Raw genomic sequence first — 13434 nt, 5'->3', positions numbered from 1 at the left:
TCCCAATTTCGTGGCGTGAAATGCGTAAAGTTTTTCCTATACAGGCTAACTCAATTGTATGCTTAAAAATGACTACTCCACAACTTTTGGTATTGATCCACTAACAGTACACAAAGTTCGTTACTAAAGCTTGCAATGCACTTATACAGAATACTGTTTTATTTACCAGTTTTACGGTTTTTGAGCTGAATAGACATGGCTGTGGCCCTGTTTACTTGATTTACGTAGTAATTATTCACCTAATTATTTTGGTTACCTCATTAAAAGAAGAAACGGATATTACAGCATAGGAATAATATTGGGACTGAAAAAATGAATGCTTTGGTGTTTTCAGCAAACGAAAAAGCCTGTAAATATTTAATTTACAGGCTTTTAGTTGAATTTAAAACTATTTTCGCGGAATGGACGGGACTCGAACCCGCGACCTCCTGCGTGACAGGCAGGCATTCTAACCAGCTGAACTACCACTCCTTTTGTCCGCTTTAAAGTTCGAACCTCTTTCCCCTTACGGGAGTGCAAATATAGACACTATATTCAGTTTATCACTATAGTAATCGACTTTTTAATCAATAATTATGTAACACACTGAACCTCATTCTAAATATTTTAATCAAAACCATTATTAAGCAAAAAAGCCTCAACTTTTTCAAGTTAAGGCTTTTGTTGCGGAATGGACGGGACTCGAACCCGCGACCTCCTGCGTGACAGGCAGGCATTCTAACCAGCTGAACTACCACTCCTTTTGTTCTTCTTTAAAGTTCGAACCTCTTGTCTCTTTCGAGGTTGCAAATATAGAGACTATATCTTAATTCGCAAACTTTTTTTTCAAAAATATACAACTCCTTATCCTACAGCGCCTTCCTGCATCTTTTCTGCATTTTCTGCAAACTGAAGTGCACTAATAATCTCCTGAATATCACCATCCATAATGCTTGGCAAGTTGTACATCGTTAATCCGATACGGTGCTCGGTAACACGGCCCTGAGGGTAATTGTAAGTTCTGATTTTTGCTGAACGATCGCCGGTTGATACCATTGTTTTACGTTTAGCGGCAATATCGCCATTCTTTTTTTGTAGTTCGATATCGTAAAGTTTGCTACGCAACATCTCCATCGCAATAACACGGTTACCCAATTGAGAACGCTCTTGTTGGCACACCACCACCAAACCTGAAGGCTTGTGCGTTAATTGCACCTTAGTTTCTACCTTATTTACGTTCTGTCCGCCGGCACCACCTGAACGCGAAGTTTGCAGTTCGATATCAGCTGGGTTAATGTACAGATCAATTTCTTCAGCTTCTGGCAAAACAGCTACAGATGCCGCCGAAGTATGTACACGCCCTTGAGTTTCGGTATCTGGCACACGTTGCACACGGTGCACGCCACTTTCGTATTTTAACTGGCCATAAACATCATCGCCACTCACTTTTAAGATCACCTCTTTATAACCACCTGCTGTACCTTCAGTTACATCAACGGTTTCTACTTTCCATCCCTTAGTTTCGAAATAACGGGTATACATGCGGTATAAATCGCCAGCAAATAAAGCCGCCTCATCTCCACCGGTACCACCACGGATCTCGAATACCGCGTTCTTAGCATCTTCAGGGTCTTTAGGAATCAACATCAAACGGATATTACTTTCCATTTCTTCCTGTTGTTTTAACAAAAGATCAAGCTCTTCTTTTGCCATCTCACGCATTTCAGCATCTTTCTCAGTAGCTAAAATTTCTTTGTTGGCATCAATATTACTCATCACATTTTTGTAGATTTTATATTCGTCTACAATCTTGCCCAAGTCTTTATATTCTTTATTTAAAGCCGCAAAACGTTTCATATCCTGAATTACATCCGGATTGCTCAACGATTCTTCCACATCTTCCCAACGCAGCTTTATAGCTTCTAATTTATCTAACATATTTATTCTTGTTGAAATTTCCTGACGGTTGGTATAGGCCCAAAAATTCAGGAAATGCAAAAATAAGGAAAAAAGCTGAATTAGTTTGTTTAGGATTAGAGGTTAATTGGTTAACGGTTTGAACTGGTTAACTGTTTGGGCTTAATGTCTAAATCAAAATGTTGCCAGTAATCCGAAAATGCAAAAAAGTTGATGTTAAGGTTTTGAAAACGAACGGTCCTGTACACGTGGCAGTCGATAGTCCCGCTATCACTTCAAGTCCTCGCTACGCTGTGGGCTTTCCGTTTTACCGGGTTTAGGAACAAAGAACGGTGCATTTCAGGCATAATGCAGCCTCAAATAGAAGCAGAAACTGATGTATCTAAACGGGATTGTAGTGACAGCTCCCGATTTTTCATCGGGACTATAACGAAAAGCCAGACCAACATTAAAAAAAGCTACAGACACTGCTTTCCAAACGAGAAAGTTCTTCATCGACCGTGCAAGTATGAAAGGAATTTACCGTATTATCAAAAAGGGTTTTGGAAATAAACAGTTCTGTGCCCATGGCAGCCGATAGTCCCGCTATCACTTCAAGTCCTCGCTACGCTGCGGGCTTTCCGTTTTATCGGGTTTAGGGACAAAGACCAGTGCATTTTAGGCATCATGCAGCCTCAAATAGAAGCAGAAACTGATGTATCTAAACGGGATTGAAGTGACAGCTCCCGATTTTTCGGGACTATAACGAAAAGCCCGACGAACATTAAAAAAAGCTACAGACACTGCTTTCCAAAAAATGAACTTAAAAATTAAGCATCTGGCTTGTAATACTCCAATTTTAAATCCACACCATCAAAAACCCCATAAGAATTATAGTTGAGCCATTCGCCAATATTAACATAGCGGCTCCCATTACCCAAAGCGATATCGAGCGGCAGGTGCCTATGTCCGAAAATAAAATAATCGAAATGCTCCTTATGCAATTGCTCTTTGGCATAAATGGCCAGCCATTCTTTATCCTCGCCTAAAAAAACTTCTTTTTCGGTTTGCGCAGCCCTACTACCCTGGCTCCATCCGTTTGCAATCCAGATCCCCAGATTTGGATGTAAACGGGCAAACAACCATTGGCAAAACTTGCTTCTAAAAATCTTTCTTAAAAATTTATATTTGTTATCCCCTGGCCCTAAACCATCGCCATGGTGCAGGTAAAATTTCTTACCGTTACGCTCCATGATCATTTCATCGCTGATGATTTCCATGCCAATTTCCTGCGTAAAATAATCGCGCACCCACATGTCATGGTTACCTTTAAAAAAATAGATTTTTATCCCGGCATCGGCCATGGCCGCCAACTTACCCTGTAAACGGATAAATCCCTTCGGAATTACTTTAGCATACTCGAACCAGAAATCGAAAATATCGCCCATTAAAAACAGCTCGCTGCAATTCGGTTCAATAAAATTCAACCAGCTTACAATACGCGCTTCACGGGCACGGCTTTCGGCATAATTTGGCGTGCCTAAATGAAAATCGGAAGCGAAGTAAATATTCTTAACCATGTACAAATTCAAAGGTAAGGCAAAAAGCTGAAAGACTATAATCTGTGTAATCATCCCTTAAGGAAAAAGCTTAAAGACTAAGGCAGAAAGACCAAACATAAAGACTAAAGCTTAAAGACCAGAGACTAAAACAAAAAGCTTAAAGACTAAGGCAGAAAGACCAAACATAAAGACTAAAGCTTAAAGACCAGAGACTAAAACAAAAAGCTTAAAGAMTAAAGCAGAAASACCAAAGACTAACATAACGAGCCAAACTCCGTGTAAATCCGTGTTTCCGTGGCAAAAAACCTTAATGTCCTTAATTTCTCAATGGTGAAAACCCCGAAAACAAAAAGCTTAAAGACTATAATCTGTGCAATCTCAAAATCTGTGTAATCACCCCGAAAGGAAAAAAGCAGAAAGACCAAAGACTAAAGCAAGAACACTAAAACTAAAATCACCTTAACAAATCGGTGTAATCTCTAAATCTGTGTAATCATCCCGAAGGTAAAAGACTAAAGCTTAAAGACTAAAGCAAGAGCACTAAAACTAAAATCGCCTTAACAAATCGGTGTAATCCCTAAATCTGTGTAATCAACCCAAAGGAAAAAAAGACATATATTAGTAAACAAATCTTATTAAAGATGAAAAAACAAATTCTATTAAGCTTATTTGCATTAAGTCTGTTTGCCTGTAACCAGGGCAAAAAACCTGCAGAAAAAATAACATTGATGAAATACCCTGAAACAAAAAAAGACAGCACAAAAGATAATTATTTCGGAACAACCATTGCAGATCCTTACAGATGGCTAGAGAATGATACCTCGGCTGAAACAAAAGCCTGGGTTGTAGCCGAAAATAAGGTTACTCAAAACTATCTCGAGCAGATCCCCTACCGTACTGACATTAAAAAGCGCTTAACAGCATTATGGAACTACCCTAAAGAAAGTGAGCCATTTAAGGTTGGCGAATATTATTTCTTCGCCAAAAATGACGGGCTTCAAAACCAAAGCATCTGGTTTATTAAAAAAGGGTTAGATGGCAAGGAAGAAGTTTTTCTCGATCCAAATAAACTTACAAAAGACGGAACGGCAGCCATTTCGATTTTGGGCTTCTCTCACGACAAAAAACACCTGGCCTATTCGGTTGCACAAGCAGGATCAGACTGGAGTAATATTTATGTAATGGAAATAGCCAGCAAAACTAAATTAGCTGATGAACTGAAATGGACGAAGTTCTCTGGCGCAGCATGGAAAGGCGATGGTTTTTATTACAGTAAATTTGATGAACCTATTAAAGGAACTGATCTTTCTGCCGCCAATAAACACCAAAAAGTATATTTCCATAAATTGGGCGATCAGCAGCAAAAAGATCAATTAATTTTTGAAGATAAAACCAATCCAAATCTATATTTCGGTGCCAATGTTACCGAAGACGAACGCTTTCTGGTGGTTTACGCCAGCGCAGGCACTTCGGGCAATGCATTATACTGTCAAGACCTGAAAGCACCAAACAGTAAAATTGCCTTATTGGTTAAGGGTTTTGAAAACAATCACAGCGTTATTGATAATATTGGCGATAAGCTATTGGTAAATACCGATCTGGGTGCTGAAAACAAACAGGTGGTTTTGGTCGATCCAAAAAATGCAGATCCTAAAAATTGGCAGAAAATTATCCCCGAATCTAAACTGGCACTAGAAGGTATTGGAACTGGAGGAGGATTTCTATGGGCATCCTATCTAAAAGATGCAAGCACCAATATTATACAGTTTGATTTAAGCGGAAAGAAAATTGGCGACGTAAAACTGCCAGCCATTGGAACCGTTGGAAGCTTTGGCGGCTACAAAGAAGATAAAGAATTCTTTTACACCTTTTCTAATTTCACTACTCCCGGTACTATTTACCGTTACGACATCAACAAGAGCGAATCTATATTATATAAAAAATCCGGACTCCAATTTAATACCGATAACTACGAAACCAAACAGGTGTTTTATCCATCGAAAGATGGCACCAAGGTACCTATGTTTATCGTGTCAAAGAAAGGGACCAAGCTCGACGGTAACAATCCGGTTTATTTATATGCCTATGGTGGTTTTCAGGTTAGTTTAACACCTGGATTCAGTCTATCTCGGATGCTATTTTTAGAGCGTGGCGGCATTTACGTACAGCCTAGTTTACGTGGCGGAAGCGAGTATGGCGAAGCCTGGCACAAAGCCGGTATGCTATCGAAAAAACAGAACGTTTTTGACGATTTTATCGCTGCAGCCGAATACCTGATTAAAGAGAAGTACACCAATCCATCTAAAATTGCTATATCTGGTGGCTCGAACGGGGGCCTCTTGGTAGGTGCCTGTATGACCCAAAGACCTGATCTGTTTAAAGTAGCTTTACCTGCTGTTGGTGTTTTAGACATGCTTCGCTACCATAAATTTACTGTGGGCTGGGGCTGGGCAGTTGAATACGGAAGCAGCGATAAAAAGGAAGATTTCGATTACCTGATTAAATATTCGCCGCTCCATAATCTAAAAAGCGGTGTTAATTATCCGGCAACATTAATAACAACAGCAGATCACGATGACCGCGTAGTACCTGCACATTCATTTAAATTTGCAGCAACCCTACAGGATAAATATAAAGGTGAAAACCCGGTTTTAATCAGAATTGAAACCAAAGCAGGCCATGGTGCAGGTAAACCAACAACGAAAGTGATTGAAGAAGCGGCTGATGTATGGAGCTTTGTGTTTCAGAATTTAGGAGTGAGTTGGTAGCGCATTTTTTGTCATTCTGAGCTCCATAGAAGGTCGTCATCTCGACTGGAGCGTAGCGAAATGGAGAGATCTATAATAGATTTCTCGACGACGTTGCACTCCGCTCGAAATGACGATATCTTGTAGTAATCATCACGAAAAATTATGCTTCTAATATAACACCATCCCATTTCCCACTAAATCCATAGACCAATTATAATTTGCTTTAAACTGCTAAAAACCCTTAACTTTTGTTTTAACCTAACGCAAAGCATATAAAATATTGAATACAACAGGATTACAAAATTATCTAGAATATTTCTAAATAGCAGAATTGATAATACTTTATTTTGTAACTTTGCGTCAAATTTTTTTTAATGATCACTACTGATATAGCCGTAATAGGCGCTGGTCCGGTTGGCTTATTCGCCATTTTTGAAGCCGGTTTATTAAAAATGCGTTGCCATTTAATTGACTACCTGCCTCAGGTTGGTGGTCAGCTGTCTGAAATTTACCCTAAAAAACCGATATACGATATCCCAGGTTATCCTTCTGTGTTGGCCCAGGAACTTATCGATAACTTAATGGAGCAGGCAAAACCTTTCCATCCAACGTTTACTTTAGGCGAGCGTATTGAAGGTTTAGAGAAGCGTGGCGAAGCAGATTTCGTTTTAACGACCAATATGGGTACTGTTATCGAAGCTAAAGTTGTGGTAATTGCAGGTGGTTTAGGTTGCTTTGAGCCGCGTAAACCTGCTGTAGAAAATTTAGAGAACTTTGAGAATGGTAAAGGTGTAAACTATATGATCCTCGACCCGGAGAAGTATCGCGATCAGAAAATGGTGATTGCCGGTGGCGGTGACTCTGCTTTAGACTGGACCATTTACTTAGCAGAAGTTTGTTCTGAATTAACTTTGGTGCACAGAAGTGAGAGTTTCCGTGGTGCTCCAGATTCGGTTGCTAAAGTAATGGCATTGGCAGAAAGCGGTAAAATCAATTTGATTTTAAATAGCAATCTTCAGGCGGTACAGGGAACCGACAAATTAGAACAAGTTGAAATTGTGCAGAACCGTACCATGGAAAAAACGGTGGTAGAAGCCGATCACTTAATTCCTTTGTTTGGTTTGAGCCCTAAATTAGGTCCGATCGAAGACTGGAACTTAAATATCAASAAAAGTGCAATCGAGGTTAATGTTGATGATTATTCGACAAACATCCCTGGAATTTATGCTATTGGCGATATCAACACTTACACCAATAAACTAAAATTGATTCTTTGTGGTTTCCACGAGGCTGCATTAATGAGCCATAGTGCTTATTCATACATGAACCCAGGTGTGAAATATACCATGAAATATACAACTGTAAACGGAGTTTCAGAATTTTAAGCTTTCTACTATATTTGTGAATCAATATAAGTAAGCTAAAAAATGGAAAACAATATTAATATATACATGCAAGAGCCGGATGGCTCGGTTACTGAACACGTTGCACCAACAGACATGGGTTTAAGCCTGATGGAGTTTTTAAAAGCATCAGAGTACGATATTCTAGCTACTTGTGGCGGAATGGCTTTATGTGCTACCTGCTGCGTTGATGTGTTAGAAGGCGAAGAAAAACTTAACGAAATGACAGACGATGAGTATGCCATGTTAGATACTTTGCCTGATCTGTTACCAAATTCGCGTTTAGCCTGCCAATTGCAGTTAAACAACAATATGGATGGATTAAAAGTAAAATTACACGGCGTAAGCTAGGTTAAAAACATATTAAAGAGAAAAGGCGATACCTAAGTGTCGCCTTTTTTTGTTTTCTATAGACCTGAATTTTAAACGGCCAACCGAAAATTACAAACTGATCTAGGCGTTACCCAATCCCTAACGCGGATCCATCGCCATTTGGAGCCCCCTTTGTTATTAAACCTGATAAAGCGAAAAGCCCGAAGCGCAGCGAGGACTTGCAGCGATAGCAGGGCTACGATCCGCCACGACAACAGAACCCAACATTTCCAAAAACGATGAAAAATAAGCCTGCGCTTCAGGATTAAAAATCCTTAATTTCTAAAGATGGGATTACAAATCCCGACTAACGGACTCTTGTATCAGAGACCTGGCAGGTTTTGAAAACCTGCCAGGTCTAAAAAGAGGTTATTGAATATTTATCTTCTGCTTTTCTACATTCCAGCCATATACCTCTACAGCTAAATTATTTTGTTTTCCTGTATATTCTACAATTACCGTTTTACTTTCGCCAGGCAAAATACTTACGTAGTTATCATCATAAAAAGCAGGAAGCACGCGTTCACCAGTATTGCCATTTATTAAAGCAACTCGGTTAAAAAATGCTACTGGATTGCCATTTGCATTGCTTAAAGTAACTGCTACCTTGCCGTTTTTCTGATCAACTGCTGCAACTTTTAATGGCGCTTGTTTGATGCTTTTTAAACCCGAATATTCCCCATCCTTCCCAGGAAGCCAATAAATATTCTCACTCAGTATATTTTGCTTCTGGTCTAAAATCCTTAAAGAAACAAATACACCTTCTTTTTTATCCAGCTTAGTTAAGAACTCGTTCATAGGAAAAAGTCTTCTCACCGAAGATGGGCCAACCGAATTGAAAGCCTGAGAGTAGAAATAATCCTTTCCGTCCATATCATAAGCTTTCGCCTGTATCATCAGGTTGTTTTTCGTGCTAAACCCATTGTTTACAATGGTAACCATGCTATCCAAAGGATTCATCATCACATGCAAAGGCTCACTTCCTTTCCTTAAGCCATATAAGCAGGCATTAGGATCAAGGTAATAATCGTACATCTGTCCACGCATGGCTGTCCAGGGGTTTTGGGTTTTCCAGATGATAGAACCGGTATACCAGTCCCACATTTTGTTCGAGAAACCCTCCATTAATGCCCTGTATTGATCGTAGTTGGCCAATTGTGCTTTCATGGCAAAATCTTCTGCACTTTTTGGCTTACCGTATGGATTAAGGTATTGCTCGTAAGAGATGTATTTATGATAATCCCATACCGAATCGGGCTTGGCTTTGTATTGAGGCGCAATCAGGTTTTCTTTTGGGATAAAACGGAGCAGGGAAACGTAGTCGCCTACCCCTACCGATCCTACTTCCGAGTTATAAGGAAATGTTCTGGTACCCCAGAAACTTTTAATATCCTGTATGCCGTATGGACCATCACCGTTCCCTCCAATGGAATTAAAAGACATTTCGTCGCTATTGGAGAAATCAAAAAGTTTTCTCGTTCCATCTAAGCGCGGCAGAATATCGTTCTTTAAAGGCTCCAAAATATCTTCCGGTGGTGTAATCTCATTTCCACCACACCAAAAAGCAAGTGAAGCATGGTTTCTGATCATTTTGATCTGATCTTCAATGGCTCTTAAGGTTAAATTATGATCATCTGGATAATTTCTGCGCGTCCATTGATCTTCCTTCTTCATTGGATCTACCCATCGGCCGTTACAATCGCCACTGAACCAGAAATCCTGAAAAACCAACAAACCATATTTATCACAGGCGTTGTAAAACTCAGGTCTTTCTAAAATTGCTCCTCCCCAAATCCTGATCAGGTTGAGGTTCATATCTTTATGGTAACGCACTTCAGCATCATAGCGGGCATCACTAAAACGGAGCATTGCATCAGAGATAATCCAGTTACCACCCTTAATAAAAATCTTTTGTCCGTTTACAAAAGCGCCCATACTCTTGGTGTGCTCGTTCCAGATATTATCTATTTGGCGAACCCCCACTTTAAGCTGTTCTTGATCCAAAACCTGATTGGCTGCTATAAATTCGATCTTCACATCATACAGGTTCTGCGGCCCGTATCCGCTTGGCCACCATAACTTAGGGTTGTCGAGCTGTAAATCAGGAAGTTTAACCGTAGTAGTCTTATTGGCTGCAATAGTAGTTGGCTGTTTAACCAATTTTCCGGCAATTTGATATTGCAAAGTACCCGAAATAGTCTGACCTGTAGGGTTTTCTACTTCAACTGAAACTTTAACGGTAGCCGGATTTTGTTTCCCTTCTGGTACGCGCTTGCCTGGGACCAAGGTAATTACCTGTGGATTCAGGATATTGATGCTTTTTGTTTTCTCGATGGTCACTTTATCCCAAATACCCGTATTACGATCACGAGTAGGCTGAATCCAATCCCAGCCGGCGGTGTATTGTGTGGTTAAACCTTTGGCAATAGTGCCATCACCACCCTGGCCACCGTTCGGGTTACCTTCCTGGTACAGTTGCGGGCATCCAACTGTTAATCGAAAAGCCTGTTTTCGAAATTTCTGAACCAGTAGATTTAGCATCTTTGATATTGGTACATACCCAACCCGAATTTAGTTCATAGCGCTGTTGTGCATTTACGGTCAAAACCGAACAGAGTAAGAGAAGTAGGAATATTTTCTTCATTATTATTAAATTATTGAATGAGTGATTTATTGAATGAGAGAATGTTTTATTTACTGAATGAGAATTTTCACTATTGGTATAGTAAGCATTCAATCATTTTCAATTTAATCATTACTTAGTTGAAACTGGTCTGTCTTCTTGTTTTACCCCCCAGGTTGCTGATGGTTTATTGCCCATATAAATTTGCATATTTCCGCCAGTTATCATGGTTTTATGCAGGATATATGATTTGGTATAAGCTTTGCCATTCAGCACAATTTTCTGAATGTACTTATTCTCCGCACTATTACCCACAACCTTTATATTGAATTTCTTATTCCCAGGCAGCGAAATTATCGCATCATTAACTAATGGCGTTCCGAAAACGTAAGCCCCGTTTGCCGGATTTACAGGATAGAAACCCATTGCCGAGAAAACATACCAGGCACTCATTTGACCTACATCTTCGTTACCACACAAACCATCCGGTTTTGAAGAATAAAAATCTTTGTCGATTTTACGGATCAGATCGGCAGTTTTCCATGGCTGGCCTGCGTAAGTATATAAATAAGGAATGTGGTGATTGGGTTCATTTCCCTGCGCATAATTACCGATCAACCCACTAATATCCGGCGAACCGTTGGTTCCCAAATCTAAGGGTAAGGTAAATAGCGAGTCGAGTTTATTGATAAAAGCTTTATCCCCTCCAAAAAGATCAATCAATCCTTCTACATCTTGCGGCACTAGCCAGGTGTATTGCCAGGCATTACCTTCTACATAGTCATCTTCACGGTGTTTGGATGAAAAGGGATCGAACGGGCTTCTCCAGTTTCCGCTGGCAAGTTTACCCCGCATAAACTGAACACTCGGATCGAAATATAAACTATACAGTTTCGACCTTTTGCTAAAATAAGTGTAATCTGCTGTTTTATTCAGTGCCTTAGCCATTTGTGCAATGCAATAATCGTCAATAGCATACTCCAAAGCCTTACCCACTGATTCGTTTACTTTATCAGCAGGAATGTATTTAAGCTCCTGAATGTATTCGATGCCATCTGTTTTCTGCATAGCCGATTGTTTTATCGCTTCGTATGCCAGATTTACATCAAAACCCCGGTATCCTTTTAAATAAGCATCAACAATAACCGGAACGGCATGGTAGCCCACCATGGTATTGGTTTCGCTACCCATTAAATGCCAAACGGGTAGTTTACCCTGTTGTTTRTAGATGGCCAACATGGTATTTACCACATCGCTTACCTTATCCTGGTGCAGGATGGTGTACAATGGATTAGCCGCACGGTAAGTATCCCACAATGAAAAGGTAGTGAGGTTATTAAAATTTGCCTTTTTGTATACCTTTTTATCTGTACCGAGGTAATCTTTGTTTACATCGTTAAAAAGTGACGGGGCCACCATGGTATGGTACAAAGCAGTATAAAATACCTTTTTGGTCGTATTTGAAGCCTCAATTTTCACCTTGGCCAGTTCTTTCTCCCATTTCGCATCACTGTTTTTAACTGTGGTGGTAAAATCCCAGCCTGGCAACTCTGTTTTTAGGTTTAAAATGGCATTTTCAATGCTTACCGGAGATAAGGCAACTTTAATCTGTAGCTTATCATGATTAATGGCATTAAAGTTTACCGCTGCTTTTAATTTTTTGCCGGATAATGCCATGCCGCTTTTAACCGCTGTGCTATCATATAACGCAATACTTTTAATCGGTTGTGAAAGTTTAATTACAAAATACAAACGCTGATCGTTGGCCCAACCTTTCGAATTACGATGCCCTATAATAGTGGTAGCATCGAGCTGTTTAAATGATGCAGATACAGGTGCGTCCCAGCCTATACCTTCTATCAAATCAATAATGATATGTGGGTTTTCGGCACCTTTTTTAAAAGTATATTGGTGAAAACCTACTCTTTCAGTTGCTGTTAGTTCGGCTTTAATCTGGTATTTATCAAGCAATACACTATAATAACCAGCTTTGGCTATTTCATTTTGATGCGAAAATTTAGACAGGTAGCCGTTCTGATCTTCGGCTGTTTTACCTTTCTCGAGCAATAATTTACCAGTTGCAGGCATGATCGAAATATCGCCCAGATCGCCGATTCCGGTACCGCTTAAATGCGTATGTGCAAAACCGGTAATGGTATTACTAACATAATTATACCCACTGCACCAATCCCAGCCTTCAAAAATGTTGTTCGGCCCCAGCTGAACTGCACCAAAAGGAACATTTGCACCTACAAAAACGTGACCGTGTTTTGCCGATCCGATTAATGGATCTACATACCGGGTAAGTTTGGTGTTCTGCTGCGCAGCTGCATTAAGGGAGAATAGAGAGGCCGTTAGAAATAGAATAGACGAGGTTTTCTTGAACTGCATGTGTGCTTATAATTTCTTACATTAGAATTTAAAGCCTAAAAGTAAAACGTTTTACGTTTATTTTCTCATAAAGGGGAAAGAATTACATCAAAAGCATTGAATTTTGGCAATTATTGGGAGATAACAGGCTTTTGAACGCGAGAGATCGTCATCCGATAGCAATCGGATGACGATCTCTTTTATTGAAATTCGACAGATCCTTCACTGCGTTCAGGATGACAGCAATATATAAACGTCCTCTTAGCCAATCTCCAAAACAATTACCTGATCGGGTTCTGCACTATTTAAAGTTGTAGTAATGGTTAATTTTGATTTTTTAAAGGTATAGTTTACCGCGCTTTTGTCTTTTAACAAATATGCTTTTTTAATTTTCTTTAGCGGAACGTTTTCTAAGTTAAGCGTTGCCGTTTTTCCGTCAACAAGGTGGATATAAACTTTGTTGTCGCTTTGCGTAATGC

8 protein-coding genes and 2 tRNA genes are annotated in these 13434 nt (G+C 39.7%); 3 read left to right on the top strand and 7 right to left on the bottom strand.

The features are described from left to right. Window positions 1-397: 397 nt before the first annotated feature. The 4 genes from AC1DND_RS08215 to AC1DND_RS08200 all read right to left on the bottom strand — a co-directional run bounded on the left by AC1DND_RS08215 (window position 398) and on the right by AC1DND_RS08200 (window position 3455). Window positions 398-471: transfer RNA gene (locus tag AC1DND_RS08215), tRNA-Asp, on the bottom strand. Window positions 472-666: 195 nt separating this feature from the next. Further along, window positions 667-740, bottom strand: a tRNA-Asp gene (locus AC1DND_RS08210). A gap of 103 nt (window positions 741-843) precedes the next feature. Beyond that, window positions 844-1917: a peptide chain release factor 1 gene (prfA, locus tag AC1DND_RS08205; RefSeq protein ID WP_029274630.1), complete on the bottom strand. Its 1074-nt coding sequence runs from the start codon at window positions 1915-1917 to the stop codon at window positions 844-846. Between the two features lie 788 nt (window positions 1918-2705). Then, entirely contained in the window at window positions 2706-3455 is a 750-nt protein-coding gene (locus tag AC1DND_RS08200) for a UDP-2,3-diacylglucosamine diphosphatase (protein WP_477580664.1), read from the bottom strand. Window positions 3456-4078: 623 nt separating this feature from the next. Between AC1DND_RS08200 and AC1DND_RS08195 the strand changes: the two genes are divergently transcribed. From AC1DND_RS08195 to AC1DND_RS08185, 3 genes are all read left to right on the top strand, one after another. Continuing rightward, entirely contained in the window at window positions 4079-6205 is a 2127-nt protein-coding gene (locus AC1DND_RS08195) for a prolyl oligopeptidase family serine peptidase (protein ID WP_477580662.1), read from the top strand. 356 nt (window positions 6206-6561) lie between these two features. After that, window positions 6562-7572, top strand: coding sequence for an NAD(P)/FAD-dependent oxidoreductase (locus AC1DND_RS08190; protein WP_477580660.1), 1011 nt, complete (start codon window positions 6562-6564; stop codon window positions 7570-7572). Window positions 7573-7614: 42 nt separating this feature from the next. Further along, window positions 7615-7941: a 2Fe-2S iron-sulfur cluster-binding protein gene (locus tag AC1DND_RS08185; protein ID WP_025141835.1), complete on the top strand. Its 327-nt coding sequence runs from the start codon at window positions 7615-7617 to the stop codon at window positions 7939-7941. A gap of 390 nt (window positions 7942-8331) precedes the next feature. Here AC1DND_RS08185 and AC1DND_RS08180 read toward each other — a convergent pair whose 3' ends face one another. From AC1DND_RS08180 to AC1DND_RS08170, 3 genes are all read right to left on the bottom strand, one after another. Then, entirely contained in the window at window positions 8332-10503 is a 2172-nt protein-coding gene (locus AC1DND_RS08180) for a glycoside hydrolase family 2 protein (RefSeq protein ID WP_477580657.1), read from the bottom strand. A 214-nt stretch (window positions 10504-10717) separates the two neighbouring features. After that, window positions 10718-12976, bottom strand: a complete 2259-nt coding sequence (locus AC1DND_RS08175; RefSeq protein ID WP_477580655.1) for a GH92 family glycosyl hydrolase — start codon at window positions 12974-12976, stop codon at window positions 10718-10720. 240 nt (window positions 12977-13216) lie between these two features. Further along, on the bottom strand, window positions 13217-13434 hold a 218-nt coding region (locus tag AC1DND_RS08170), incomplete at its 5' end, for a hypothetical protein (protein WP_477580653.1).

The sequence above is a fragment of the Pedobacter sp. 01N416 genome, from assembly GCF_056399685.1.
The sequence above is the reverse complement of the archived record's forward strand: the minus strand, read 5'-3'. Positions and strand labels throughout refer to the sequence as shown.

Excerpts from the sequence above, each read along its gene's own strand:
- AC1DND_RS08195 (WP_477580662.1), top strand. The coding sequence starts at position 4,079 with ATGAAAAAACAAATTCTATTAAGCTTATTTGCATTAAGTCTGTTTGCC.
- AC1DND_RS08185 (WP_025141835.1), top strand. The coding sequence starts at position 7,615 with ATGGAAAACAATATTAATATATACATGCAAGAGCCGGATGGCTCGGTT.
- prfA (WP_029274630.1), bottom strand. The coding sequence starts at position 1,917 with ATGTTAGATAAATTAGAAGCTATAAAGCTGCGTTGGGAAGATGTGGAA.
- AC1DND_RS08180 (WP_477580657.1), bottom strand. The coding sequence starts at position 10,503 with ATGCTAAATCTACTGGTTCAGAAATTTCGAAAACAGGCTTTTCGATTA.
- AC1DND_RS08200 (WP_477580664.1), bottom strand. The coding sequence starts at position 3,455 with ATGGTTAAGAATATTTACTTCGCTTCCGATTTTCATTTAGGCACGCCA.